This window comes from Bergeyella anatis (genome assembly GCF_036016955.1).
Classification (GTDB): domain Bacteria; phylum Bacteroidota; class Bacteroidia; order Flavobacteriales; family Weeksellaceae; genus JAYWXI01.
In genome coordinates this window covers 48,769-72,402 of sequence record NZ_JAYWXI010000005.1, presented here as the reverse complement: position 1 = coordinate 72,402, position 23,634 = coordinate 48,769, and the positions used below count along the sequence as shown (strand labels likewise).

General features: G+C 41.7%; 25 protein-coding genes. 5 read left to right on the top strand and 20 right to left on the bottom strand.

Going from position 1 to position 23,634, the window contains the following annotated elements; genetic code table 11:
- Positions 1-48: 48 nt before the first annotated feature.
- From VQ048_RS05180 to VQ048_RS05170, 3 genes are all read right to left on the bottom strand, one after another.
- Entirely contained in the window at positions 49-669 is a 621-nt protein-coding gene (locus VQ048_RS05180) for a hypothetical protein (protein ID WP_327610633.1), read from the bottom strand.
- A gap of 31 nt (positions 670-700) precedes the next feature.
- On the bottom strand, positions 701-2,902 hold the full coding sequence (locus VQ048_RS05175) for a TonB-dependent siderophore receptor (protein WP_327610632.1): 2,202 nt from the start codon (positions 2,900-2,902) through the stop codon (positions 701-703).
- A 149-nt stretch (positions 2,903-3,051) separates the two neighbouring features.
- A complete protein-coding gene (locus VQ048_RS05170) occupies positions 3,052-4,056 on the bottom strand; it encodes an endonuclease/exonuclease/phosphatase family protein (RefSeq protein ID WP_327610631.1) in 1,005 nt (334 codons plus the stop codon).
- Between the two features lie 207 nt (positions 4,057-4,263).
- Between VQ048_RS05170 and VQ048_RS05165 the strand changes: the two genes are divergently transcribed.
- Entirely contained in the window at positions 4,264-4,467 is a 204-nt protein-coding gene (locus VQ048_RS05165) for a hypothetical protein (protein ID WP_327610630.1), read from the top strand.
- Between the two features lie 143 nt (positions 4,468-4,610).
- Here VQ048_RS05165 and VQ048_RS05160 read toward each other — a convergent pair whose 3' ends face one another.
- The 13 genes from VQ048_RS05160 to rpsL all read right to left on the bottom strand — a co-directional run bounded on the left by VQ048_RS05160 (position 4,611) and on the right by rpsL (position 16,445).
- Entirely contained in the window at positions 4,611-5,432 is an 822-nt protein-coding gene (locus tag VQ048_RS05160) for a GLPGLI family protein (RefSeq protein ID WP_327610629.1), read from the bottom strand.
- 171 nt (positions 5,433-5,603) lie between these two features.
- Positions 5,604-6,389: a GLPGLI family protein gene (locus VQ048_RS05155; protein WP_327610628.1), complete on the bottom strand. Its 786-nt coding sequence runs from the start codon at positions 6,387-6,389 to the stop codon at positions 5,604-5,606.
- A gap of 72 nt (positions 6,390-6,461) precedes the next feature.
- The gene (locus tag VQ048_RS05150; protein ID WP_327610627.1) at positions 6,462-7,994 is read right to left on the bottom strand and encodes a T9SS-dependent choice-of-anchor J family protein; all 1,533 of its coding nucleotides are present in this window, start codon (positions 7,992-7,994) and stop codon (positions 6,462-6,464) included.
- Positions 7,995-8,172: 178 nt separating this feature from the next.
- Positions 8,173-9,030, bottom strand: a complete 858-nt coding sequence (locus tag VQ048_RS05145) for a GLPGLI family protein (RefSeq protein ID WP_236627953.1) — start codon at positions 9,028-9,030, stop codon at positions 8,173-8,175.
- Positions 9,011-9,316 carry a hypothetical protein gene (locus VQ048_RS05140; RefSeq protein ID WP_014937527.1) on the bottom strand — a complete coding sequence of 102 codons (306 nt, stop codon included), beginning with the start codon at positions 9,314-9,316 and terminating at the stop codon, positions 9,011-9,013. The genes VQ048_RS05145 and VQ048_RS05140 overlap by 20 nt, the downstream gene beginning before the upstream one ends.
- A gap of 164 nt (positions 9,317-9,480) precedes the next feature.
- A complete protein-coding gene (locus VQ048_RS05135) occupies positions 9,481-9,795 on the bottom strand; it encodes a hypothetical protein (protein WP_014937529.1) in 315 nt (104 codons plus the stop codon).
- Positions 9,796-10,157: 362 nt separating this feature from the next.
- A complete protein-coding gene (locus VQ048_RS05130; RefSeq protein WP_327610626.1) occupies positions 10,158-11,642 on the bottom strand; it encodes a GLUG motif-containing protein in 1,485 nt (494 codons plus the stop codon).
- Positions 11,643-11,871: 229 nt separating this feature from the next.
- Complete coding sequence (locus VQ048_RS05125; protein WP_327610625.1) at positions 11,872-12,684, bottom strand: GLPGLI family protein; 813 nt, start codon at positions 12,682-12,684, stop codon at positions 11,872-11,874.
- Positions 12,659-12,928, bottom strand: coding sequence for a hypothetical protein (locus tag VQ048_RS05120; RefSeq protein ID WP_327610624.1), 270 nt, complete (start codon positions 12,926-12,928; stop codon positions 12,659-12,661). The genes VQ048_RS05125 and VQ048_RS05120 overlap by 26 nt, the downstream gene beginning before the upstream one ends.
- 177 nt (positions 12,929-13,105) lie before the next feature.
- Positions 13,106-13,411, bottom strand: a complete 306-nt coding sequence (gene rpsJ / locus VQ048_RS05115) for a 30S ribosomal protein S10 (protein WP_002661363.1) — start codon at positions 13,409-13,411, stop codon at positions 13,106-13,108.
- A gap of 18 nt (positions 13,412-13,429) precedes the next feature.
- The gene (gene fusA / locus VQ048_RS05110; protein ID WP_327610623.1) at positions 13,430-15,547 is read right to left on the bottom strand and encodes an elongation factor G; all 2,118 of its coding nucleotides are present in this window, start codon (positions 15,545-15,547) and stop codon (positions 13,430-13,432) included.
- Positions 15,548-15,553: 6 nt separating this feature from the next.
- Positions 15,554-16,030, bottom strand: a complete 477-nt coding sequence (gene rpsG, locus VQ048_RS05105; RefSeq protein ID WP_327610622.1) for a 30S ribosomal protein S7 — start codon at positions 16,028-16,030, stop codon at positions 15,554-15,556.
- A gap of 25 nt (positions 16,031-16,055) precedes the next feature.
- Positions 16,056-16,445, bottom strand: a complete 390-nt coding sequence (gene rpsL, locus VQ048_RS05100) for a 30S ribosomal protein S12 (protein WP_327610621.1) — start codon at positions 16,443-16,445, stop codon at positions 16,056-16,058.
- Positions 16,446-16,690: 245 nt separating this feature from the next.
- Here rpsL and VQ048_RS05095 point away from each other — a divergent pair, with 245 nt between their 5' ends.
- Positions 16,691-17,167 carry a Dps family protein gene (locus VQ048_RS05095; protein ID WP_327610620.1) on the top strand — a complete coding sequence of 159 codons (477 nt, stop codon included), beginning with the start codon at positions 16,691-16,693 and terminating at the stop codon, positions 17,165-17,167.
- 97 nt (positions 17,168-17,264) lie between these two features.
- On the opposite strand, the gene rsmD is transcribed toward VQ048_RS05095, so the two are convergent.
- Genes rsmD through VQ048_RS05075 form a run of 4 tightly spaced genes read right to left on the bottom strand, consistent with a single transcriptional unit; the run spans position 17,265 to position 19,623 of the window.
- Positions 17,265-17,837 carry a 16S rRNA (guanine(966)-N(2))-methyltransferase RsmD gene (gene rsmD / locus VQ048_RS05090; protein ID WP_327610619.1) on the bottom strand — a complete coding sequence of 191 codons (573 nt, stop codon included), beginning with the start codon at positions 17,835-17,837 and terminating at the stop codon, positions 17,265-17,267.
- A gap of 3 nt (positions 17,838-17,840) precedes the next feature.
- Positions 17,841-18,554: a DUF3822 family protein gene (locus VQ048_RS05085; protein WP_327610618.1), complete on the bottom strand. Its 714-nt coding sequence runs from the start codon at positions 18,552-18,554 to the stop codon at positions 17,841-17,843.
- A 58-nt stretch (positions 18,555-18,612) separates the two neighbouring features.
- Complete coding sequence (locus VQ048_RS05080) at positions 18,613-19,122, bottom strand: Smr/MutS family protein (protein ID WP_327610617.1); 510 nt, start codon at positions 19,120-19,122, stop codon at positions 18,613-18,615.
- 6 nt (positions 19,123-19,128) lie between these two features.
- Positions 19,129-19,623 (bottom strand): metallophosphoesterase family protein, encoded by a 495-nt coding sequence (locus tag VQ048_RS05075; protein WP_327610616.1) that lies wholly within the window; start codon positions 19,621-19,623, stop codon positions 19,129-19,131.
- Positions 19,624-19,657: 34 nt separating this feature from the next.
- Here VQ048_RS05075 and truA point away from each other — a divergent pair, with 34 nt between their 5' ends.
- The 3 genes from truA to VQ048_RS05060 all read left to right on the top strand — a co-directional run bounded on the left by truA (position 19,658) and on the right by VQ048_RS05060 (position 23,589).
- On the top strand, positions 19,658-20,392 hold the full coding sequence (gene truA / locus VQ048_RS05070) for a tRNA pseudouridine(38-40) synthase TruA (RefSeq protein ID WP_327610615.1): 735 nt from the start codon (positions 19,658-19,660) through the stop codon (positions 20,390-20,392).
- 404 nt (positions 20,393-20,796) lie between these two features.
- Complete coding sequence (locus VQ048_RS05065) at positions 20,797-21,729, top strand: collagen binding domain-containing protein (protein ID WP_327610614.1); 933 nt, start codon at positions 20,797-20,799, stop codon at positions 21,727-21,729.
- Between the two features lie 129 nt (positions 21,730-21,858).
- Positions 21,859-23,589: an ABC transporter ATP-binding protein gene (locus VQ048_RS05060; RefSeq protein WP_327610613.1), complete on the top strand. Its 1,731-nt coding sequence runs from the start codon at positions 21,859-21,861 to the stop codon at positions 23,587-23,589.
- Positions 23,590-23,634: the final 45 nt, after the last annotated feature.

Below are 23,634 nucleotides of genomic sequence, written 5' to 3'. Positions count from 1 at the left end.
ACAACAAATCCAGCTTCACAAACCTAATTGATATGATAAGGTAATTTTTTATTTTTTGCCCCGAGGAACGTATTTTTCATTCTTCACCACTTCGAGATAAGCCGAATACTGCTCTGCCGTCAATGCGTGTTTAATCGCCGCTTTCCTTTGGGCATCAAACCGCTCCCAATACTCCTTGGCCAACTCGCCGTTGCCGTGGTACACATCATGCGCATCCTGATAAGCCTTTTCAAAAGCATTGTTCGCCGCATGAACCACCTGCATCTGCTCTTCGTTCAGCCCCGCCTCTGTTTGAATTTTAGCCAATAACTCATCGTTATAGCGTGGTCTTTTTCTCGTGTTTTGGCTGACGAAAACCTTGTATTTTTCCATTTCCTGAGGCGTTAAAATCTTACCCACTTCCGCATCCTGCTGCTTCTGCATCTCTTCCATTTTGGTAAATAGAGCTACGCGGTCCGGCTTCTCTCCCATGGACTTGCGGTTCTCTTCCCTCATTTTGGCGTATTTCGCCACTACTTCGTCAAACTGTTTGGCTTTCTCGCCTTCCAGTTTCAATTCTTTTTTAATGATGCTGTAGTCGGCTCCTTTGGGTCTTTTATTATCTTCCCCGCTGCAAGAGAACATCACGGCCGACAGTGCCAAAGCCATTACGATACGATTCATTTTCATATTAATCTTTTTTTATTGTTTTTGAATTTAATTAAAACCGATAAGTGATCTGCCCCGAAAAATTTCTAGGCTGGATTTGGTCGATATACCCTCCCCTGAAGTAAGAGCTGTATCCCACCGCATCAAAAATATTCCCGAAAAACACCCGAAGTCCCCAATTACCCAATGTATACCCTACCTGAGCTTCCACCGTGGTATAAGCCTTCATGTCAAACGGTTTCATCCCCGGAGTTACGGAATTCACATGAGCCGTGATAATGGTTTTCTGGCTGTAGTTATCCACTGGACGCGCTCCCACATAATACGCCCCAAGCCCCAAATCCAAACAACGCAAAAACCCTTCTCGAAACTTATAATTCACCCAAGCATTCGCCGTATGTTCCGGAGTATTCATCGGTGCCGAACCATTGACAAACGCCGGACTGTCCCTGTACTGAGCATCCAAGTAAGCATACCCCGCCATAACCTGCAAATTCGGCAATACCCGGCCAATAAGCTCCACTTCCGCACCGCGACGTCTCAAATCTCCGGCCAAACCAAATTCGCCCGTCGCCGTACCGTCGCTGTTAAGAACCGAATAAGAAAGATTACCCGTATTGATATGGAACAACGTTACATTAAAACGTAATTTTTCGTCCAACCAGTCCGATTTTAAGCCAACCTCCACCTGATCCGTCCGGGAAGCCCCAACCGTACCGCCTCCATACAGCGGGTTAGCCGCACTACGCAAATCCGTTGTCGTGGTATAAGAGCCAAACAAATTCATATTCTCCCGAGGAGAAAACATAAGCCCCAACGAAGGGTTCCAAGCCTCGGCATACTGGCTGCCCTTACCTAATTCACGACTGTAACGAAGCCCAAAAGTTCCCTTAAAATATTTATTGAAAGTAATGACATCCTGAGCCATCAGCCCCGAATACATCGCCTTGGCATTGACCCGACGGGACAAATCGAAAATGGCATTGCTAAGCCCCGAAGGAAGATCATTGGAAATTGTCTCCAGCACGTTAATCCGATCCCTGAAAACCACCCCGTTGGCTAAAGCATAAGTGTCCGTATCCGTATCCGCCATCCGCCAGTCGAACCCGACCTGAAACGTATGTTTAATCTTCCCCGTATACACCTCCTGGCCTACAAAATCAAACTGGAACACCTGATTGCGATCCAACACCCCACTCTTAGCCAGTGTTCTGGATCTCACCGCATACCCCGTGGCAGCTTCGCCCCTGCCGATATTCGCTCCTACACTCTCCCGCTGCGCCGAAGAATTGAAATAAGCCGTACGAATTTTGAATTTATCGTTGAGTTTTCGTTCCGCCGTCGTCGAAAAATTGAAACTCTCCGTATGAACATAATCGGTAGAATACCCCAAAAACTTCCCTTTCGGCATATGATACAAAGCCTCTACGTCGCCTTCCGAAAGATTCACCGTCCCACGATCCGGAACGCCTTTATGTTTCAGATAATCCATCTCGACCACAATTTTGGTGCGATCGTCCGGCAAAAATGCCACGGAAGGATTAACATACACTCTATCGTTATACACATGAGCACGGAAGCTGTTACTGTCTTGATAAGCCGCATTGAAACGAACCGCCACACGCCCTTCACGATCCAAAACCCTCTGGAAGTCCAAAGTCGGCCTGTAAAAATCCCAACTGCCATAACGGAACCCAACTTTAGTTTCGTCCCTGAACTGAGGCGATTTGGTCACAACATTAATAACCCCGCCCGCAGAACCAAGTCCCGTACCAATCCCCTGCGTTACAGCCGCAGATCCCTTAATCACCTGAATGCTTTCCACCCCCTGCATATCCGTAAGCATCGAACCCGTACGAAAATCCGAATCCATAAGAACCCCGTTCTTCAAAACCGGAACCCCTCTAAATCCTCTAATACTCATACTCTCGCGAACTCCACCGTAGGACGCAAACAAAGTCACCCCGGGCACATTCTTCGCCACATCCGTCACCGTAAGCCCTCCCAAGTCCTCAATCACCTTATAAGAAATCACCGAAATACTCTGAATCTGATCCCTTGTTTTCAACGGCATCCGCGTAATAACCTCCAACCCTTCCTGATGCTTTTTGGACTCGCCAAACAACTGTACTTCATCAATACGACGCGTATGCCGCAACGTATCCAAATCCGTAACGTTTGGCTGGTAACTCATCTGAGCCGAAACCAAACCATAAGCCAACCAAAAAAAAGCACCCGCACCAAGTCGTTTCATAAGATCAATAATTTGATGCAAAGATATTATTTTTATTTATTCTAAATAATAGAAAAAGATGATTTTTATCATTTAATTTTTACTTATTCTAAATAATAGAAAAGTCCGCTCCAAAAAAGCAGACAAAATCAAAGAAAATTAAAACCCGATTAATCTTCCGATACCCTAAACGTCGCCCGTACCGGATAATGATCCGAAAACCGAATCTCCGTATTCACCGTATAATCCACCGGTTTAAATTCCGAGGAACAAAAAACATAATCAATCCGCAAAGGCACCGGAAGCTCGTAAAACGAAGCCCCACTGCCCCGACCCACCAGCTCAAAAGGATCCTGCAAAACCGCCCGAAAACGATAATATTCATACGAATTAGGAACCGCATTAAAATCCCCACCCAAAATCACCGGGTAAGGCGAATGCTCAATATAACGGTAAATCTTCTCAATCTGCAATTGATGAATCTTGAAAACCGGAAGCATCTTCGCCGCTACCCCAAACGCGTTAGAGCGGTTTTCCTCAAAAGAAGAACTAAGCCCCAACCTCGATTTCTCCAAAGTAAACGACTCCAAATAAACATTAATAAAACGAAAGACTCGCCCGTCAATCTCAATATCCGCATAAAGCGCATCGCCCACCCAACCCTCAGAATCATCCAAAATACGCGCCTGACGAAGCACCTTATGCTTCGTATAAAGCCCCACAAGCGGATATTTAATCGCCGTATAGCCTCCCGTCTCAATATCCCTTAAATCCATAAAATCCGGCTCCTGAAGAAAAAGAACATCCACCTCGTGTTTTAAAAGAAAAGCCTCTATTTCGTCCTCAAATTCATGATTGTTATACTCCACATTATAAGTCATCACCGAAATCTCCCGTTCGCCCTCCGACTGCCCCTTCAGATTAAAATACCGCTGCATCGGCAACAAACAACAAAGCGTAACCGGAACAAAAAACCAAGCCTTACGCTTCTTCCGCCATACCCAAAGAAAAAAAAGCCCCAAATGAACCCCAAAAAGAAAAGGAAACAAAAAAGGTAAAAAATTAAACAAAGGAAATACCGAAGGCGGAACGTAAGCATTAAGAAAATTAGCCAACAGCAACGCCGAAACCACCAAATGTACCCCAAACAAAGAAATTTTCGCCCATCCTTTCATCCCCCAGCTTTAGCAATCTCCGTACTAAACCCCTCAAATTGCACGTTTTTTAACAAACTTTAAAATTTAAAACCTCCAAAAAGCATTAACAGTCGGTTAACACCCGTCTGCTCCACCTCCTAAAGTTTAGTTAATTTTTAAATCCGGAATAATCCCAGCATACTATTTGATGCTTTTCCCACATAACCCTTTTTAAATTTTAAACCAATGAAAAAAATGATTACGGCCGTCGCCTTAACCCTCGGCCTCGCTTTAGGTTCCGCCCAACAAGCCCAACCCAAACCTCAGAAAGCCGCAAAAGAAACCGTGGCAAAAGACAAAAACAAAGCCGCCGAAAGCAAAACACCCCAGCTCCCAAAAGAGAAATCCTCTGCCCGCCCCCCCCTAAAGCCCCAAGCGGAGCAAAGCTAAAAAAAGACGGCACCCCCGATAAACGCTACAAAGAAGACCAACGCCTGAAAAAAGACGGCACGCCCGATAAAAGGTATAAAGAAAATAAACAACAAAAAACCTCCTTTCGAATAAGGAGGTTTTTTGTTGTTACAGTTACCAAATCACTTCTTATCAGGGTAAGTAACCGCCAAATTTAAGTCTATCGGATTATTATATCTTCTTAGATGATTTTGATATTTTAAGGTTTGTTCTCTTTTATCCATTTTTATCGGATTCCCCTCTTTATCCGTTACGATCATGTTTTCTTGCCCCTTTAGTGGATTATGAAAATCCTCTAACTTCAATTTCTGATAAACATCCAATTTAACAGGAAGTGCTTTTTTGCCATAATTGGTTTCCAAAAAATTATCGGTTTCTATTTTTTCTTTTTTAGGCACAATCCGATTAACAGAAAATATAAAGTTATCCTTTGTATCTCGTAATTCAAAGATAAGCCCAGGCAACCCTCTAAATTTATATGGTCCCTCTAAAACTGGATATTTATCCGAAAACCAAGCCTCCCAATCTCTTTTACCAAATCGGGTAACGGCTTTCCTCAATACAATACCGTTAACGGTTTTGGTTTCATCGACGATCGTCCAATTTTGGGTATCGTTAGACGATAACGCATAATAATCCATATAAACCGTTACATACTCTGTATTTTCAGAAGTATTAAGAGCCCTTTTAACTTTATACTCTAATTTGGGATAAGCAAAATTTATCTCATTCGTTTGCTTTTGGATAGAATCGGCTTTCAGATACTCTGTGGAATAAAATTTCACCTCATTTTTAGATATATCCAATACGGCTTCTTCCTTATTGAAGTGTTCTTGTAAAGAATCCAATTTAAAACTCACATTATAATACACCATTAACTCTTGAGCCGAAAGCCCAACAAAACCACAAAAGAATAAAAAGACTCCGATTAGTTTTTTCATCATAGCAGTTATAAGATTTAATTTAAGATAATGTTACAAAAAATATTCTACACAAAAAAACGCCTTCATCCAAATTCCCTATAGATGAAGGCGAAGATAGAGTTTCTATTAGTTTAATAAAATAAACCTTGTGAAAATAAAAAGCTTAATGGCTTTCTATCATAATTTTTTTCCTTACTCCAGTTCTATAGGGTTATAAGGTTTTTGAGGTCTTTTATGGGGCGAATTCAGTGTAATCTTCACTTCCGTAGAGGTGTTAATGTACTGAACCCAATCCTTACTTGCCCTCTCCTTGAGTTCGGTATATTTCTTTTTGGAAGTATTTACGGGTTTCACTTTCTCCCAAACCTGAAAAGAGTTTAACCCCTGCAAAGCAACAGCCTCAAATAAAAATTGCTTTTTGGTATCCTCAACTTTCAGTATCAGCCCCGGAAGCCCATTGAATTTATACGGACCGTCGGGAACCGGGATTTCCTCCGAAAACCACGCCACATAATCCCTGCCTGCGAAACGGCCTTTGGCTTTTCCCACCGAATAGCCCAACAAATCATCTTTTTCATCTTCGATACTCCAGTTAATTGTAGGGATTTTTTCGGTGTATTGATACGCCTCTGCTAAAATTTCATCGTAGAAAATTAAAGTGTCTTTTACAAAATCCTTAGTGATGCGGTAAGCATTTTTATCTAAGTGGTACTTATAGCGGTTCATTAAGAGCGTCATTTGGTCCATTCCATTTTCTTTATCTTTATTAAAAACAGAATCCCCCACCTTACGCAGGTGGCTGTAAAACACCGAACGTCCAGGTTTGGTTTCAAGCACCATCGTATCACTTTTCTGAGAATGCACCTCGGTAGAATCTTTTAAATAATGGTATTTATAAAAGATTTTAAAAGCGTTTTTCTCTTGTGAAAAAGCCCCAAAACTTACCAACAACAATACAAAAAATAGTATCTTTTTCATTTTATCATTTTTTTGGGTAAAAATCAGGATCATCTCATGAAATGAGACCTTCCAACTGAGCGTTAATAATTTTTATTTTTTAATTAACTTCTTGATGACAGTGTAATTATCTTTTGTGGATATTTTAACTAAATACATTCCTTTAGGCAGTTGTTGAATATCATATTGTTCTTGGGGAATATATGATTTTACCATTCTTCCCAAAGTATCAAAAACTTCAACCGTTTTTAATTGGTCTTCATGGCTTATCACAAAATGACTACTTGCAGGGTTAGGAGCTATAGAAATAGCTTTATCTTGTTTTGCCTCATGTACTAAAAGTTGCTCTATAGTTCCAATTTGAAGATTGTCTATACATAATACATTTATTTCGTTAGTAGGATTATAATTAGTTTTATATACGAATGCCAAATTATAAACACCATCTTCACCAAAAGATCCTATTTCTTCATCTACAACAACTAATTTATCAAATTCTTCAATATCCTTATGCCACAAATAACTCGGCCTATTTCCTCTTATATCATACGAATAAAGTGCAATTTGCGGTTCGGCCAAATTATTCACATGCATCATGTCAAATTTGATACGTATGTTAGCCCCTTTGGGAATAAATATTGGAGGTAAATAAAACTGATTAAAAGTAATGTCATCTGCGATAGATGAGGTCATAATAAATTTATTTTCACCTTGATCAAATATTTTTTTATCAGAGATAAGAAAGTCTTCGGCATAGATATTTTGTTTTAAAACATCCCCCTCAAAATCTTGTTTATAGGGTAGATTATAGGCCGTTCCAACGGGATAAGGTCCTATCCACATCGCATTAGATTTGTTGTCTTTCAGATACGCATGCCAAAGAGTGCCTTCTTCCAAATCATCTACAATGGTATAATCACCGTTTACTTTTATCCCCTTATCCGTAGAGCTTGGCACTTCATTATATTTCTTGAGCAATAGTTCCACATCTTTGCTTCCCTTCCATTTCATTTCAACAGACTTAGAGCTTGTTGCAGCATACTCTAACAAATTAGGATTAGAAATAGCTTTACCTCCTAAATAAATATTATCAATAGCGAGGAGAAACTTATCGGTAGAATTATTGATGAAAGCCACTCGAATGGTTTTTCCTATATATTCGCTTAAATCTAAACTTTTAAAAGTAGGCCGATTTGAAGCACTCTCTACCGAGTAAATTTCTTTTATAAAATCTTCCTTTTTATTACCCGCATTTTCTGAAACCTTTATTTTAAATCCATCCGGATTTTGAGGGTCCACCGCATATTCTTCCCAATACAACGTGTGGTTATCAGAAGTTACGGATATTACGGGAGAAACCATCCATCGATCTGCTTTTATACCACTATCGGTATACTTAGAGGTTGATATAGCAAATTTTTTAAACGGGTTTAGGTTATAGAGGTATAAATTTTTCTCAATCCAAGGTTCTTGGTAGTCTGCTACATAATACTCCGGCACCCCATTGTCTCCATAGAGCGTCCATTCCTGTAATCCCTTTCCAATACCGTCAAAGTTTTCTTGATACCCTTGAGCATCTATTAAAAAACCTGAAATCACTGATACAATTAGGTAAATTTTTTTCATATCGTAATAACTTATTTATTTAACACTCTACTAAAATAAACAAATCTTTCAAACGCAAAAAACTTTACATGATAAAATCACGATTAGATTATTTACATGAATTTTAAATACCCCCTTAACAAAACAAAGCCGCCCTCTATTGGCGGCTTTATCTTTCCAATCATTATAGCTTGTAGTTTTACTCCAACTCTATGGGATTGTACGGGCGAGGTTTCTTCCTAAAATTGATGGGGTTTCCTCCTGCATCATAAGCCGTTCCATCAATGAATTGCCCGGGATTTTCGTGATACACCCGCTCCAGCTTTTTGTATTTCTCACGCGTAACCTCAAGCACCTCTTTCCCGCTTCCTTTGGTCATCACAGTATCCAATTTCTCAATTTTAAACAGCGTAAAGGCATAATGATTTGCGGTATCTCTAATCTCCAAAATCAGACCCGGCAAACCTTGAAACAAATAAGGTCCGTAAGAAAACGGTATTTCTTGGGTAAACCAAGCCTCATAATTTCTGCCCGAATAGCGGGTGGTTGCTTTTACAGCCAAATAATCGCCTATTTTTTTGGTTGTAGAACTTATTTTCCACTCTAACTTTGGGATAGGAGCCGTATAAGTATAGTAATGAGACAATTCATTATTAAGCGTATAGACATTCTCTTTCGGATTGGAGTAAATCGTATAAGGAAACTTTGGTCTAAGTGCCAAAAGTTGGTTAAACTCCTTAGTTCTTATAGATTTTAGATACTGAAACTCATTCCTAAGCGAATCTGATTTATAGGTATTAGCATCTGCAAACTTTACGAAATTATCCCCTATCTGCAAAATCGTTACGGCTTCCCTAAAAGACGATGGTTGGTCTGCATTAAGCAAAAATTTTAGTTCATAAAAGACCTGATACCGCACACGGTCAATTTCTTTCTGTATAAACGGTTCCGGCGAAAAATTTAAGTTACCAGAAACCGTAGCAACCTGACTGTAAGCAATATTAACCACCAACAGCCCAAAAAAAATAACACAAAATTTAATTACACTTCGCATCATCAAAATAATCTACAGCTTTCATTAATTCTTTCATATTCTTATAGCTATCCGAACACAAATAATATCGTGCTCCACAAGAAGCGTCCACTGTAATCCAATTCGAACAAGCTCCTGCCGTTATAAAAGAAGGTATATTTACCTTTTCCACTCCTCCTAACTTTTTTATTGGTAGATACTCAATACTTTTTTTCGCATCATCTTTAATGCATTTTCTGTTAGGAGTACCTACTTTTGCACTCATTACACCAGCGACCAACAATGTAGCCACAAAAAATAATTTTTTCATAATATAATAATTTATTGGTTTAACATATCACAAATATAAATAAATTTTTCAAAAACAAAAATTTTTATATGATAAAAATCACATTTAATTTATTTATATAAATTTCAAACAACCCCTTAATAGAATAAAGCCGCCCTCTATTGGCGGCTTTACCATTCTCATCGTTAGCGTTTGTCCTCAATTCCAAACGCTTTCCATTGGGAGCTTTGGACATCTAATTTTACCCTCTTCTTGGCTTCAGAAGCCGTTTTCTGCAGGTTACTCATCAGTTCTTCTACTTTGGCGGTTTGCGTTTTTAAGTCGGCTTTCAATTTCTCTTGGAGATTGTTTGCCTGTACCAAGTCTTTCATCAAATCTTCCATCGTCTTTATAAAAGCAGCATCTAATCCTCTTGACGACAACTCCGACTGATGGGCTTTCAGCCCGCTCAACATAAGCTCTGCAGCATGTATTACTTCTGCAAGTCCTTTTTTTGGCATAATGAAACGGTTTTAAGTTAATACTCCAGACTTCACTTTTTGAAACTTATCAATAGTTAGAGCCTGCTGATACAAATTTAATATTATTTTCCACCTATCAAAATGAAATTTTCATTAAATAACTCGGGGAAAACCCTCCCCTCTTTGGGGCAACCGTCCCCCAACTTAAAAAACCGTCCCCCTATCTTGGGGACCTTATTTTCAACAATGGGGAAGCCTTTTTCTATAAAACAAAATCTATTCTTTAGCTAAAAAAAATGTTCCCCAAGATGGGGCGGCAGTTCCCCAACCCCAAAATTTTTATTTTTTATCCTAAAAAAAGCCCCCCTTAGATAGGGAGGCTTTAGTCTAAACAAATAAAACTAATCTTTCATAAACTTATGCACCGTGTAGCCTTGTCCGTTTTCCAGTTTCAGCAAGTACACGCCTCGGTTCAAGTCGCCCACCTCTACGGAAGCGTTGGTTTTGCCACTTTTTAGCACTCTCCCCGTAACATCAAGCACTTGGTAAGTGTAGGTTTGAGCCTTATCCGACAGGTACAGCTTATCCTTCGCCACCGTTGGATAGATGGAAACTTGGTCGGGTTTCTTAATTTCGGAAACAGCCATCGTCGCCGCATTGTAAATCACGGGATACCCCTCATTTACACCGCTTTCGAATTTCCATTTTTCAGGTGTTCGGTTATTATTCAGTAAATCTAAGAACGACTGCACTTTCATCGCTTCGGTGGTATGCCCCATAAGGTCCACTCCCGGAGCTGGAGCATCGCCATACCCTGACATCGGAGCCACGGTCTTGTTAAAATGAGTATTTTCAAGAACGCCTCCGCCTCCGATACTTCCCACAAATCCCCCTACCGTTCCCGAAGCGCCATCAACGGTACTCACAGAATACGAATTTTTAATTTTCCCTACCTGCAAACCGCCGTAAAAACCGCCCACGTGTTCAGTCCCCACGACTTCCGCCATCGCATAGCAATCCTCTATTAAAACCTCGGAATTAGGCGTGAAGGCAAAGGTACTGAACCCCGACAAACCGCCCACGAAATAAGCACCTATCACTTTTCCTTTGAAATAAGAGTTTTTTATCACGGCTTTGTTCCAAGGCGAGCCTACCAAGCCTCCCACCTGCTGGAAGCCTTTAATCACGCCTTCTGCCGAACAATAATCCACCACGCTGGAAGAAGTTACCGAACCGCACAGCAGCCCCACATTAAAGGCACTCGTGGTATAATTAGGGTCGTAAACGCCCAACAGTTTTCCGTTCTTGATATGGCAGTTGCTCATTGTAGCCCCCGAGGTGAAATTCCCTACCAGCACTCCAGCCGTGTCCTTCCCTCTGACCATCCCTCCGTCAATCGTCAAGTCTTTTAAATTCCCCGAAGCATAGTAGCCGAACAACCCCAGGAAATCCCCATTATCCCCTCGGTACACTTTTAGATTTTTAATGGTGTGATGCTTCCCGTCAAAATTACCAGAAAACGGCGTTCTGTAAGTGTAGCCAATCGCTGTCCAAAGGTGTTCGCCCAAGTCCAAATCATTCCCAAGACTAATGGTTTTTCCCGAAAAACTGTTGCCTTCCTTCACCAATTTGGACAGACCAGCGAGTTGCGCCTCGGTGGTTAAGGTAAACTCGTTAACCGCATCCGAATACCAAGACACATCGGCAAAAGTCTGCCATTCCGAAGTCGGAAACACCATATTATCCAACTCGGCATCATCCGCCATCGTAACTGGACTCACACTCTCGGCTAATGGAGCTTTATAGCCCTCTTGTCCATAGAGAGAACCCAAGCCAGCCCCTACCACACAAAATGCAATTGCTGTTTTTAATAAATTTCTTTTCATAGCTTTTTACTTTTATTGTTATGCTACGAATATAAAACTATTTTTTTATTGGCAATCTATTTTTCATAAAAAAAACGCCTCCCTTAATAATTAAGGGAGGCATCAGTTAACCTTTGAAAATCAAAACTTCATCCTCAAACTGATTGCACAACGCATACAAAATTTACAAGGATAACCATCGTCCTCAAATTTTCTGCCGAACCGTTGGGGAATAAAAAAATTTTGAACACTAATCAAGATAATTGTTTTTTCTATTTGCGTTTCTTTTTACCAGCTCCTGCTCTTCTTTCGACATGGTTTCCTTACGTAATAGGAGTTTAAGATTTCCGACAATGTTAGCCTTGGCTTCCGCCCTGGTTTTGATAAAGTTTTTATACGACAGCCATTTGCCCCCTCGAAACAAAGCCTCAGTGTCTTCCTTGCCAAAAGAACGCAGTTCAAAATAAAATAATTTTTTCTGGTCTTGCAAAGTAACGATTAAACCGGGCAACCCTTTAAAGGTATAGGGCCCTTCCGAAAAAGGAATCTCCGGAGTAAACCAAGCCTCATACGTCCTGCCATTATACTCGGTAACCGCATTCCTGCACTCATAACCATTAATCACTTTTTTATCCTTTAAAATCGTCCACTTCGGATGGTTTTCGGCAACGTACTGAAACCTGTAGGTAAGAATATCATCGGCAATGTACACACTATCGTTTATTTTTAAAACTTCATGTTTAATGTTTATTTTCGGTAGCTTTCTAAAATCAGCCATCAATACTTCCCCCGGTTTTACAGCCGCAATATTCTTCTCTAAGGTCTCGTGTTGCAACTTTTCAACCTGGTCTTTATTAAGACTTTTATAAAGGGACCGGTTTTCGCCGATGTACAACGCCATCTGCTCTTCCTTGGCAGAATAAACATCTGAGGTATCCCTTAAAAAAACGACATCGTATTTCGCTACATACCCCGACTTTACAAGGTCCTGACAAAGCAAGGTCGGCGATATTAACCAAAACAGCAATAAAAAAAATTTACTCTCCACAATAATACTCTTCATACATAGCCGAAGCTTTCATTAAACAATCTATCCCCCAACTTGAGCACCAAGAATCATACCCGATCAATCCGCAACTTGTGTGATAAGCTACTGTCCCACACCATTCATCGGCCAACAACTCGTCGGAAGAACCGTCAACCTGTACCTCCGGCGTAAGATCACCAAAAGACACTTCAGAGAGAACATGCTTTGCACTCACCAACCCTGCAACTCCAAGAGCTGCCATTAATAATAATTTTTTCATGATAAATCAACTAACGGGGTTTAATGTTAGCACTTCAAAGCTAAAGCTAAAATTAAAACTACGCAAATTTTACATGACAAAAATCATATAATGCCAAAAATTTTTATTTATTCCTAATAAAAATTCCCTCTACGTCTTTGCATAGAGGGAATTTATTATCCTAAAATGGGATTAAAATCACACTTTAATTTCGACATCTACTCCAGAAGGAAGCTCTAACTTCATCAGAGCATCTACCGTTTTAGAAGAAGAAGAGTAGATGTCCATCAAACGCTTGTGAGCTGAAAGTTGGAACTGCTCTCTCGCCTTCTTGTTAACGTGCGGCGATCTAAGAACCGTAAAGATTCTTTTATTGGTAGGCAACGGAATCGGACCATTTACTACGGCTCCGGTTGCTTTTACCGTTTTTACGATTTTCTCGGCAGATTTATCTACCAAATTGTAATCGTAAGACTTAAGTTTTATTCTGATTCTTTGTGACATTTTCAAAAATTTTAGAGATTAAGCTTTAGCTTTAGCGATTACCTCATCAGCGATGTTCTGCGGAGCCGCTTCGTATTTTTCGAACTCCATGGAAGAAGTCGCCCGACCTGAAGAAAGCGTTCTAAGAGACGTTACGTACCCGAACATTTCGGAAAGAGGAACAAAAGCCTTGATCACCTTAGCATTGTTTCTATCGTCCATACCGTTCACGGTACCTCTTCTTCGGTTAAGGTCGCCCACGATGTCGCCCATATACTCTTCCGGTGTTACCACCTCCAGTTTCATGATCGGCTCCATGATAACCGCCTTCGCTGCTCTTCCGGACTCTTTGAATCCTAGTTTCGCTGCCAATTCGAATGAAAGCTGATCGGAGTCCACCGCGTGGAATGAACCGTCCTTAAGGGTAACCTTCATCGAGTCCACCTCAAATCCGGCCAAAGGTCCGTTCTTCATTGCTTCTTTGAAACCTTTCTCCACTGAAGGGATAAATTCCTTCGGAATGTTTCCTCCCTTAATCTCGTTGATAAATTCAAGACCGGTTTTACCCTCGTCAGCAGGACCAATTTCGAAAACGATGTCGGCAAATTTACCACGTCCTCCAGACTGTTTCTTATAAACTTCTCTGTGGTTCGCCACCTGAGTCAATGCCTCTTTGTACTCTACCTGAGGTTGTCCTTGGTTAACTTCCACCTTGAACTCTCTCTTCAAACGGTCTACAATGATGTCCAAGTGAAGCTCTCCCATTCCTGAGATAATGGTTTGACCAGAAGCCTCGTCGGTTTTCACCTGGAAGGTAGGATCCTCTTCAGCCAATTTCGCAAGAGCGTTACCTAATTTATCTTGGTCTGCTTTGGTCTTAGGCTCTACCGCGATACCGATTACCGGATCAGGGAAGATCATAGATTCCAAAACGATTGGGTGTTTTTCATCCGAAAGCGTATCTCCGGTTTTGATGTCTTTAAAACCTACCGCTGCACCAATATCTCCCGCTTCGATATACTCCACAGGGTTTTGCTTGTTCGCGTGCATTTGGTAAATTCTTGAGATTCTTTCCTTGTTACCGGATCTCGTGTTAAGCACGTAAGATCCCGCATCCAAACGCCCAGAATAAGCTCTAAAGAAAGCCAAACGCCCTACGAAAGGATCGGTAGCAATCTTAAAGGCCAAGGCAGAGAAAGGCTCTTTAACATCCGGTTTTCTTTCGATTTCCGCATCGGTATTCGGATCGGTTCCCTTAATGTTGTCCTTATCCAATGGAGAAGGAAGGTATTTACATACCGCATCCAACATAAACTGAACCCCTTTGTTCTTGAAAGAAGATCCACAAGTCATCGGAATGATAGACAAGTCGATTGTCGCTGCTCTAAGTGCCGCATTAATTTCTTCTTCAGAAATAGAATCCGGATCCTCGAAGAATTTCTCCATCAAGGTCTCATCGTAATCAGCAACCGCTTCCACCAACTTCTCTCTGTAAAGCATCACTTCTTCCTTCATATCTTCAGGAATAGGCACTACCTCGAACGTGGCTCCTTGTCCAGCTTCATCCCAAACAATCGCTCTGTTCTTGATAAGATCAACCACCCCCTTGAAGTCTTCTTCCGCACCGATAGGCAAAACGATAGGCACCGCGTTGGATCCCAACATTTCTTTCACCTGATTCACTACGTTAAGGAAGTCCGCTCCTTGTCGGTCCATTTTATTAACGAATCCCATACGAGCCACCTTGTAGTTGTCCGCAAGTCTCCAGTTGGTCTCAGACTGAGGCTCTACCCCGTCTACCGCTGAAAACAAGAAAACCAACCCATCCAATACCCGAAGCGAACGGTTTACCTCTACGGTAAAATCCACGTGTCCCGGTGTATCGATGATGTTAAAGTGGTACCCTTTGGTTTCAGGAAGATTTTTTCCTTGATCGGTTGGGAAGTTCCAAGTACAAGTCGTTGCCGCAGAGGTAATCGTAATCCCTCTTTCAGCCTCTTGCTCCATCCAGTCCATGGTTGAAGCCCCTTCGTGAACCTCACCAATCTTGTGAGTCTTCCCGGTATAGAACAAAATTCTTTCTGTCGTGGTGGTTTTACCGGCATCAATGTGCGCAGCAATACCGATATTTCTTGTGTATTTAAGATCTCTTGCCATTTCAGATTAGAATTTAAAGTGTGAGAATGCTTTGTTAGCTTCTGCCATTTTGTGCGTATCGGTTTTCTTTTTGAACGCCGCACCTTCTTCCTTGGATGCCGCAATGATTTCAGCAGCCAATTTAAGAGCCATAGACTTATCGTTTCTGGCTTTTGCGTATTTAATCAACCACTTCATAGCCATAGAAATCTTTCTATCGGCACGAATCGGCATAGGAATTTGGAAGTTAGCACCACCCACTCTTCTTGAACGCACCTCAACGTGAGGCATAACGTTCGTTAGGGCGTCTTTCCATATTTCCAATGATGTTTTTTCGTTTTCTCCTTTTTTGGATTCTACGATATCCAACGCATCGTAAAAAATCTTAAACGCAATTGATTTTTTACCATCTAACATTAGATTATTAACGAATCTCGTTACCAATTGATCATTAAACTTTGGATCCGGTAACAACGGTCTTTTTTTCGCTTTTGTCTTTCTCATTGTTTCGTTTCTTAAAATTTAATGATTACTTTTTAGCAGCTCCTGCTTTTGGTCTCTTCGCTCCGTACTTAGATCTTCTTTGCGTTCTTCCATTAACACCAGCGGTATCCAAAGCACCTCTTACAATGTGATAACGTACTCCCGGTAGGTCTTTCACCCTTCCGCCACGCACCAATACTATCGAGTGCTCCTGAAGATTATGTCCTTCGCCCGGGATGTAAGCGTTGACTTCTTTTCCGTTAGAAAGTCTTACCCTCGCCACTTTTCTAAGTGCAGAGTTCGGTTTCTTCGGAGTGGTAGTATATACCCTAGTACATACTCCTCGTCTTTGTGGACAAGAATCAAGAGCAGCCGATTTGCTCTTCTTGGCAAGTGTGGCTCTTCCTTTTCTTACTAATTGTTGAATAGTAGGCATTTAATTGCTTTTTATTTTAGGGTGCAAAAATAACAATAAATTTTAAACTGACAAACACCCTGCAAGAATTATTCGTGAAATCTAACGAATTCATTCTCACCCGCTTTCCCTTCACCATTTCCTTAGCTCTAAAAACCATCGCCCAACCGTAGCCAATCCCGCCAATGAAAACACCGTGATAGAGAAACTCAATCGCAAAAACCCGCCCGAAGAATATTATTTGCAGAACTTTGCAAAAAAAAATCATGGACAACACTTCTATCATCGGCTTAAAAGAAGCCAACACCCAAATCATTACGGAAAAACTAAATTTGCTGCTCGCCAATTACTCCGTTTTCTACCAAAACACGAGAGGAGCCCATTGGAACATCAAAGGAGCTGATTTCTTCACCCTTCATCCCAAATTTGAAGAACTCTACGATGCTTTGGTGCTGAAAATCGACGAAATTGCAGAAAGAATCCTAACCCTTGGCGCCACCCCGAAACACAACTATTCGGAGTATTTGAAAATCTCCTCCATTAAAGAGAGCAAAGAAGTTTCCGATGGAAAAAAATGCGTGGAACAAATTCTTGCCTCCTTTAAAATTGTGATTGATTTGCAAAGAGAAATCTTAGAAATTGCAGGAGAGGCTGGCGACGAAGGCACCAACTCTCAAATGAGCGATTACATCAAAGAACAAGAAAAAGACGTTTGGATGTACAACGCTTTCTTGGGAAGGTAAATCCAGGCCCCTCAAAAAAACAAAACCCTGTACCATCACAGGGTTTTAATTTTATACTACAAAAAGTGTTTTAATCCTCCGTATTAAGGATTGACGCTCACGCCTCATCACCGGAGGATTCCTCTGCCTCGAAAAACGAAAAACTCACATTCCCGTATTTACGGGTTTCTACACATTGAGGATGCTCCATCTTCATGCGGCTTTGGTGTTCCACCACCAGCGTTCCCCCATCCTTTAAAAACCCATTGCTCAAAACCAGCGAAATCAACTCCTGATATTTTTTTTCTTCCGTATCGAAAGGCGCATCGGAAAAAACAATATCATAGGTCTTCTTATTACGGTTTTTCTTCAGCCATTCGTAAGCGTCCGCACGCTGCACATTCAACTGAAGCGCCATATCCAAATCCGCCGCCGTAGCGTTGATAAAAGCACAATGTTTAGGATTCATCTCCACAGAAGTAACATCCCCGCATCCTCTGGACGCAAACTCCAGCGAAATCGAACCTATCCCGGCAAACAAATCCAACACGGCGCAATACTCCAGATCGTAGCGATTTTCGAGAATACTGAACAATGCCTCCTTGGCAAAATCTGTGGTAGGCCTTACCTCAAAGTGTTTCGGCGCCGCGATCTTTTTAGCCTTCCAACGGCCTGAAATAATTCGGTACATCGTTTAATTTAAAATAAAGTGTTTTTTAGGAAGGTTATCAAAAATAATTTTCATATGCTCCGCAAACTTATCCAACTCCGAAATAAACGTCTGATTCTGAGAGGTTTCTCCATAGACAAAAAAATAGGTTTCTTTAAGCCCAAAGCCTATCTTACTCAAGGTAAACATGACGAAATAAAGAAAATCCACCTCCGAATTAAGATCCAAATTATTATAAAGCAAAACCTTACGATTCTCCAATGCAAAAAACTCGCACTGATTATGGTACAAATTAACATGAATTTCCTTCCCTCCCCTTGTGGAAATAGCATTGAGGAATTTATCGCCCGAAAAATTAAACGAGGCTTTCGGCATTCGACTTTTAATCAACTTATAAAAATCCAAAGGAAAAGAATAATAAAACTGTACGCCATACTTTTTGTTGACCGACAACATCAACTCCTCCTTCTCCCGATCGACATCGGAATTGAGAGCCAGCAAATCAAAACCCCTGTCATGCTCACTGAAACCCTCCGGAACCAGCGCAAAATGATTGTACGCCGAAAACACCATGATTTCGCCGTATTCTTTAGTCAGCAGTTCCGTGAGTCTTTCTTCCACAAACCCCGAAGGCGACCACTCGTCCCGCCCTGCATAATGTTCAGAAACCACAGATTTTCCTTTCAGCACCTGCGACCAAAGCCCATCCTCCGTAAAAAGCAACCTTAATTTTTCCATAATTTAGACCGGACAAAGGTATTAAAATAATCCCGTCTTGAAAACCGCCCCCTTCGACTTATTCAAATAAAACCATCACGGCTCCCGACTGGTGTTTTAAAATTTCCTTGTGATAAAAATCCACGCCCGTTTGGCTTTCCAAAACCTCGACCACCATATTCTGCAATGTTCCGTCCCCCACCCCATGGATAACCTCGAGTTTTTTCAAACGGTTGCGGCGGCAAAAATCCAACGTGTCCAAAAGTTTATCCCGCTGAATCCACAACCGTTCGTAACTGCTGTAAGCCGAAGGACGATCCACCAAACGGTCAAAATGCAAATCAAGCACCAAATGAGACTTCTGATGTTTTTGAGATTTCGGTTTAACCTCGTGCGGTTTTTCCACCGCCCCAATCGTCTCGTAAAGCCGCCGATTACGCCTCACCAAACGCACCGCCAAATACCGGTGCGTAAACCCGTGCTCGTCCATAAAAACCACTTCCGCACCATGCACGGAAGTAATCTTGCCGGACAAATCCTCATCAAGAACCGACACCTCGTCGCCTATTTTAAATGATTCGTTCTTCATTTTTCTTTAACGACCTCCCAATTCTATCACTTCAAGATTCCGAATCTCCTCCCCGTCAATTTCAAAACGCATCATCGTTCGAACTTTATGCCATCCGACTTTTCCGCACGCCCCCGGATTAAGATGCAAAAGCGCGTTTTTCGAATCGTACATCGCCTTCAGGATATGCGAATGCCCCGAAATAAAAAGCTTCGGAGCTTCTTCCGCAATTAAAGCCTTCGCCTTCGCCGTATATTTTTCGGGATACCCTCCGATATGAAGCATAACCACCCGAACCCCTTCACAGTCGAAAGATTGAAACTCCGGAACACGCCCCCTCAAATCGGCGCCGTCAATATTGCCATAAACCGCCCGGACTTCCGCCGTTCGTTCCAAAGCCGACAACACCTCCGCCGTACCCAAATCCCCGGCATGCCAAACCTCATCCGCTTGAGCCGCATACGCCAAAATCCGCTCGTCCACATAACCATGCGAATCCGAAAGCAATAGAATCTTAGTCAAAATATCTTATTTTTGCAGTTGCAAAATTACAAAATTGAGATACTTTATAGAATTTTCTTACGACGGTGCCTCCTATTTCGGCTACCAAATCCAACCCAATCAAATCTCCGTGCAAGAAACGCTGGAAAAAGCCCTCTCCACCATTCTTCGCGAAACGGTAAAAACCACCGGAGCCGGCCGTACCGACACCGGAGTGCACGCCAAAAAAATATTTGCCCACTTTGACACCTCGCGTCCCGTAAACGAAAATTTAGTCTATCAACTGAATGGTTTTCTCCCTCCCGACATTGCCGTAAAACGAATTTTTAAGGTGAAGGACGATTTCCATGCCCGGTTCGACGCCACCTATCGCACGTACGAATATTACATCACCTGCGAAAAAGAACCTTTTACCCGCAACTACGCTTGGCAAATTTGGAAAAAAAACCTCTCCCTCGAAGCAATGAATGAAGCCTGCCGCATCTTGTTCGAGTACGAAGATTTCGAAAGTTTCTCCAAAACGGGTGCCGACAACAAAACCACGCTGTGCCACATCTACAAGGCTCATTGGGAACCCTATCCCAATGGACTGAAGTTTACCATTTCGGCCAACCGTTTCCTCCGAAACATGGTGAGAGCCATTGTCGGAACCATGGTGGAAATCGGATCGGGAAAAAGAACCCCCGAAGACCTCAGAACCATCATCGAAGCCAAAAACCGTAACGCCGCAGGCATATCCGCACCCGCCCAAGGGCTTTTTTTGGTGGATGTGGGGTATGATTTTCAATAATTCTGCCCCGTCTATGCTCTCATTCTGAGTTATTTTTTTAGAAAAGTTTTATCTTTGTAAAAAACTATAATCCCTATGAAAAAATCTATTTTTTTCTCCTTCTAATTAATTTATTTTGGATTACCGGTTGTAGAAATGATGAAGTTTCGGTCAGCACGAAAAAGGAATCGCAAACAACCGAACAGCCCAAACCCCAAGAAGACTTTGCATCCATTGAGATTATCGCCCAAGGACGCCCCAACTACGAAAATATAGAGGTCATAATTTCTGAAATAAATGGGAAATCTCTACCCGTCATAAAACTCCAAAGCAACGGGCGGTCTTCAACCATTAACCTCAAAGAATACATAGGAAAAAAATTAAAAATAGAAGCCTTTGAAAAGAATGAAAACGGCACGAAAGCAATGGTTTCCAAAACAGAATACATTACTGTCGAAAAAAACAAAAACAGTGTCGTAACCATAACTATTGAAGCAAAAAAAATTTATGATGCCGATATAAAAGTTGATAAAAACAAGACCCCTCTCCCCGGCGTAAAGGTTTATGCCTTGGATGAATTACAAAAAAACGCCCTTATTCCTCTTATTCAACTCGGCGGCAGCAAAGCATTATCAGGTGCAACAAGCGTAACGACTGGCAATGATGGAATAGCAAGATTCTCTAATCTTCCTACCGGAGCACTTAATAACAAATACTTTTTTGTGGTCGTTACCAGAGAGCCTGTCATAGGCGCAGGAATTAATGGAGCTTATGAAATGATAAGTTTAACAATGGACGGCACAAAACAAACCGGTAACATCACGATAGAGAGTAATAGTTTCAGTGTAAACATCTCGTCAGTCGATAGCCCCAAAGGATTGACCGTAGGACTATACAAAGACGAAACACTTGCCTCTTTAGGAATGCTCCCCGCCTACTCTAAAACTTTAGAAGACGGAGAGAGCGTAAAGTTTGAGGATATAGAACCCGGAAATTACTTTTTGCGTGCGTCCGATAACCAAAGTTGTAGAACTTCCGAAATCGTTCCCATAACCATCGGGAAAAATACTTCAACATCCAAAACCCTATCCGTTGAAACGAAATCAGGATTAATTCTTAAAAACGCCTCTCTTAATCCCTACAATGTGAAAATATCGGATTCAAAAGGTCATACGATGACCTTTAAAATGGAAGGCAACACTTCTAAAAATGTATTACTCCCAATAGGTACTGCATCAATAGAAGTTACTCAGGTTAGTGGATACCTAATCTATCCTACCAAAGAAAAATTTAATCAAAAGATAGAATGCAAGAAAGTTCCTGGCACTTTGTGTTTCCCATCTGACCGGTGTAAATAAAAAACTCGACAAATTTAAAGACGAAGAGGGTTGTTACAATAGCTCTCTTCGTTTTTATTTTACAGAGAGTTTGAAATACAGACCCATTTAGTTTTATTACTTTTGCATGACGATTTATTTATTCCGAAAATGAAGAAGCAAAGCACTTGGCAGATTATCCGCAGGCTCTTTTCCATAGGCATGACCTTTAGGACATGGTTCATCTTGGCCCTCATCCTCTCCGTGGTGCTTTCGGTGGTGTCCACCTACCGCCCTTACCTGACCATGCAGATCGTTGATACCGACATCATCAAAAATCAGGATAAAACCACCATGATGAACCACATCTACTGGTTGGTTGGACTCGTCTTTCTGGAAACATTTCTCAACTTCTTTTTGGTTTATTTTTCCAATTTTATCTCACAAAATGTCATCCGAGACCTCCGCGAAAGACTCTACCACAAACTCATTTATTTCAAAACGTCTTTTTTCGACAAAACCCCTATCGGACAGTTGGTTACCCGAGCCGTAGGCGATGTCGAAACCATTGCCACCGTCTATACCGACGGTTTTCTAATGGTCTTTGGCGATATTCTTCGTATCGTTTTCGTGTTGGTTATGATGTACCGCACCGATACGCATTTGGCCTCCATCTCTTTAGCCATTCTCCCCTTGATGGTATTCATTACAAGGTTTTTCCAAAAAAGATTAAAAAAAGCCTTCGGCGACGAAAGAAATTGGACCGCTAACCAGAACGCCTTCGTCCAAGAACGTTTAGCGGGAATGCCCATTATTCAAGTATTCAATCGCGAGGAACAAGAGTTTCAAAAATTCGAGGCCATCAACCTCTCTCTGAAAAGAGCCCTCCTGAGAACCGTTTTTATTTTCTCACTCTTCTTCCCGGTAGTAGAACTCATCTCCTCCATCTTTATCGGTTTTATTCTGTTTTACGGAGGCTACGTCACCATCACCGCCGGTGTGGTCATTGCTTTTATCCAATACATCGCCATGCTCATCCGACCGCTAAGACAAATTGCCGACCGCTTCAATAACATCCAAAGAGGCATCGTAGGAGCAGAAAGAGTTCTCGGATTCATGGACGAAGATCTAACGCCCGAAAATAAAGGCACCATCAAAAAACAAGAATTCAAAGGCGAAATCGAATTCAAAAATGTAAAATTCGCCTACGACGAAAAACAAGAAGTCTTAAAAGGCATCCACTTCAAAGTCAACCCAGGCGAAACCGTCGCCATCGTAGGAGCCACGGGCGCAGGAAAATCCACCATCATTAGTCTCATCACCCGTCTTTACGACATTCAATCGGGGCAGATTACCATCGACGGCACCGACCTCAAAGCCTATGAACTCTATAATTTAAGACGCCATATCGGTGTGGTTCTTCAGGACGTTTTTCTCTTCCACGGCAGCATCTACGATAATTTGGCTTTCGGCGATCCTTCCATCACCCTTGAGCGAATGCGCGACGCCGCTAAAGAAATTGGCGTCGACGACTTCATTATGCAACTTCCCGGAGGATACGACTATGTCGTAAGCGAAAGAGGCGCCTCCATTTCTTTGGGCCAACGCCAACTGCTGTCTTTCCTAAGAGCCTATCTCTCCGACCCCAAAATTCTTATTTTGGACGAAGCCACCTCATCCATTGATCACGAAAGCGAAAAACTCATCCAAAAAGCCACCGAGCGCATTACTCAGAACCGCACCTCCATTATCATCGCCCACCGCCTATCCACCATCGAAAAAGCAGACAAAATTCTCGTGATGGACCAAGGTCTAATCGTGGAAGAAGGTTCACACCAAGCCCTTTTGACTCAAAACGGCTACTACGCTACCCTTTACAACGCCCAACTAACCAAGGCTTAAAAAACAGTTTTTTTCACCAAATCGTTTAGATGATATAAAAAAATA

What these genes read in the sequence shown, in the direction of transcription:
- VQ048_RS05180 (WP_327610633.1), bottom strand. Translation starts at nt 669, where the DNA reads ATGAAAATGAATCGTATCGTAATGGCTTTGGCACTGTCGGCCGTGATG.
- VQ048_RS05175 (WP_327610632.1), bottom strand. Translation starts at nt 2,902, where the DNA reads ATGAAACGACTTGGTGCGGGTGCTTTTTTTTGGTTGGCTTATGGTTTG.
- VQ048_RS05170 (WP_327610631.1), bottom strand. Translation starts at nt 4,056, where the DNA reads ATGAAAGGATGGGCGAAAATTTCTTTGTTTGGGGTACATTTGGTGGTT.
- VQ048_RS05165 (WP_327610630.1), top strand. Translation starts at nt 4,264, where the DNA reads ATGAAAAAAATGATTACGGCCGTCGCCTTAACCCTCGGCCTCGCTTTA.
- VQ048_RS05160 (WP_327610629.1), bottom strand. Translation starts at nt 5,432, where the DNA reads ATGATGAAAAAACTAATCGGAGTCTTTTTATTCTTTTGTGGTTTTGTT.
- VQ048_RS05155 (WP_327610628.1), bottom strand. Translation starts at nt 6,389, where the DNA reads ATGAAAAAGATACTATTTTTTGTATTGTTGTTGGTAAGTTTTGGGGCT.
- VQ048_RS05150 (WP_327610627.1), bottom strand. Translation starts at nt 7,994, where the DNA reads ATGAAAAAAATTTACCTAATTGTATCAGTGATTTCAGGTTTTTTAATA.
- VQ048_RS05145 (WP_236627953.1), bottom strand. Translation starts at nt 9,030, where the DNA reads ATGATGCGAAGTGTAATTAAATTTTGTGTTATTTTTTTTGGGCTGTTG.
- VQ048_RS05140 (WP_014937527.1), bottom strand. Translation starts at nt 9,316, where the DNA reads ATGAAAAAATTATTTTTTGTGGCTACATTGTTGGTCGCTGGTGTAATG.
- VQ048_RS05135 (WP_014937529.1), bottom strand. Translation starts at nt 9,795, where the DNA reads ATGCCAAAAAAAGGACTTGCAGAAGTAATACATGCTGCAGAGCTTATG.
- VQ048_RS05130 (WP_327610626.1), bottom strand. Translation starts at nt 11,642, where the DNA reads ATGAAAAGAAATTTATTAAAAACAGCAATTGCATTTTGTGTGGTAGGG.
- VQ048_RS05125 (WP_327610625.1), bottom strand. Translation starts at nt 12,684, where the DNA reads ATGAAGAGTATTATTGTGGAGAGTAAATTTTTTTTATTGCTGTTTTGG.
- VQ048_RS05120 (WP_327610624.1), bottom strand. Translation starts at nt 12,928, where the DNA reads ATGAAAAAATTATTATTAATGGCAGCTCTTGGAGTTGCAGGGTTGGTG.
- rpsJ (WP_002661363.1), bottom strand. Translation starts at nt 13,411, where the DNA reads ATGTCACAAAGAATCAGAATAAAACTTAAGTCTTACGATTACAATTTG.
- fusA (WP_327610623.1), bottom strand. Translation starts at nt 15,547, where the DNA reads ATGGCAAGAGATCTTAAATACACAAGAAATATCGGTATTGCTGCGCAC.
- rpsG (WP_327610622.1), bottom strand. Translation starts at nt 16,030, where the DNA reads ATGAGAAAGACAAAAGCGAAAAAAAGACCGTTGTTACCGGATCCAAAG.
- rpsL (WP_327610621.1), bottom strand. Translation starts at nt 16,445, where the DNA reads ATGCCTACTATTCAACAATTAGTAAGAAAAGGAAGAGCCACACTTGCC.
- VQ048_RS05095 (WP_327610620.1), top strand. Translation starts at nt 16,691, where the DNA reads ATGGACAACACTTCTATCATCGGCTTAAAAGAAGCCAACACCCAAATC.
- rsmD (WP_327610619.1), bottom strand. Translation starts at nt 17,837, where the DNA reads ATGTACCGAATTATTTCAGGCCGTTGGAAGGCTAAAAAGATCGCGGCG.
- VQ048_RS05085 (WP_327610618.1), bottom strand. Translation starts at nt 18,554, where the DNA reads ATGGAAAAATTAAGGTTGCTTTTTACGGAGGATGGGCTTTGGTCGCAG.
- VQ048_RS05080 (WP_327610617.1), bottom strand. Translation starts at nt 19,122, where the DNA reads ATGAAGAACGAATCATTTAAAATAGGCGACGAGGTGTCGGTTCTTGAT.
- VQ048_RS05065 (WP_327610614.1), top strand. Translation starts at nt 20,797, where the DNA reads ATGGTTTCCAAAACAGAATACATTACTGTCGAAAAAAACAAAAACAGT.
- VQ048_RS05060 (WP_327610613.1), top strand. Translation starts at nt 21,859, where the DNA reads ATGAAGAAGCAAAGCACTTGGCAGATTATCCGCAGGCTCTTTTCCATA.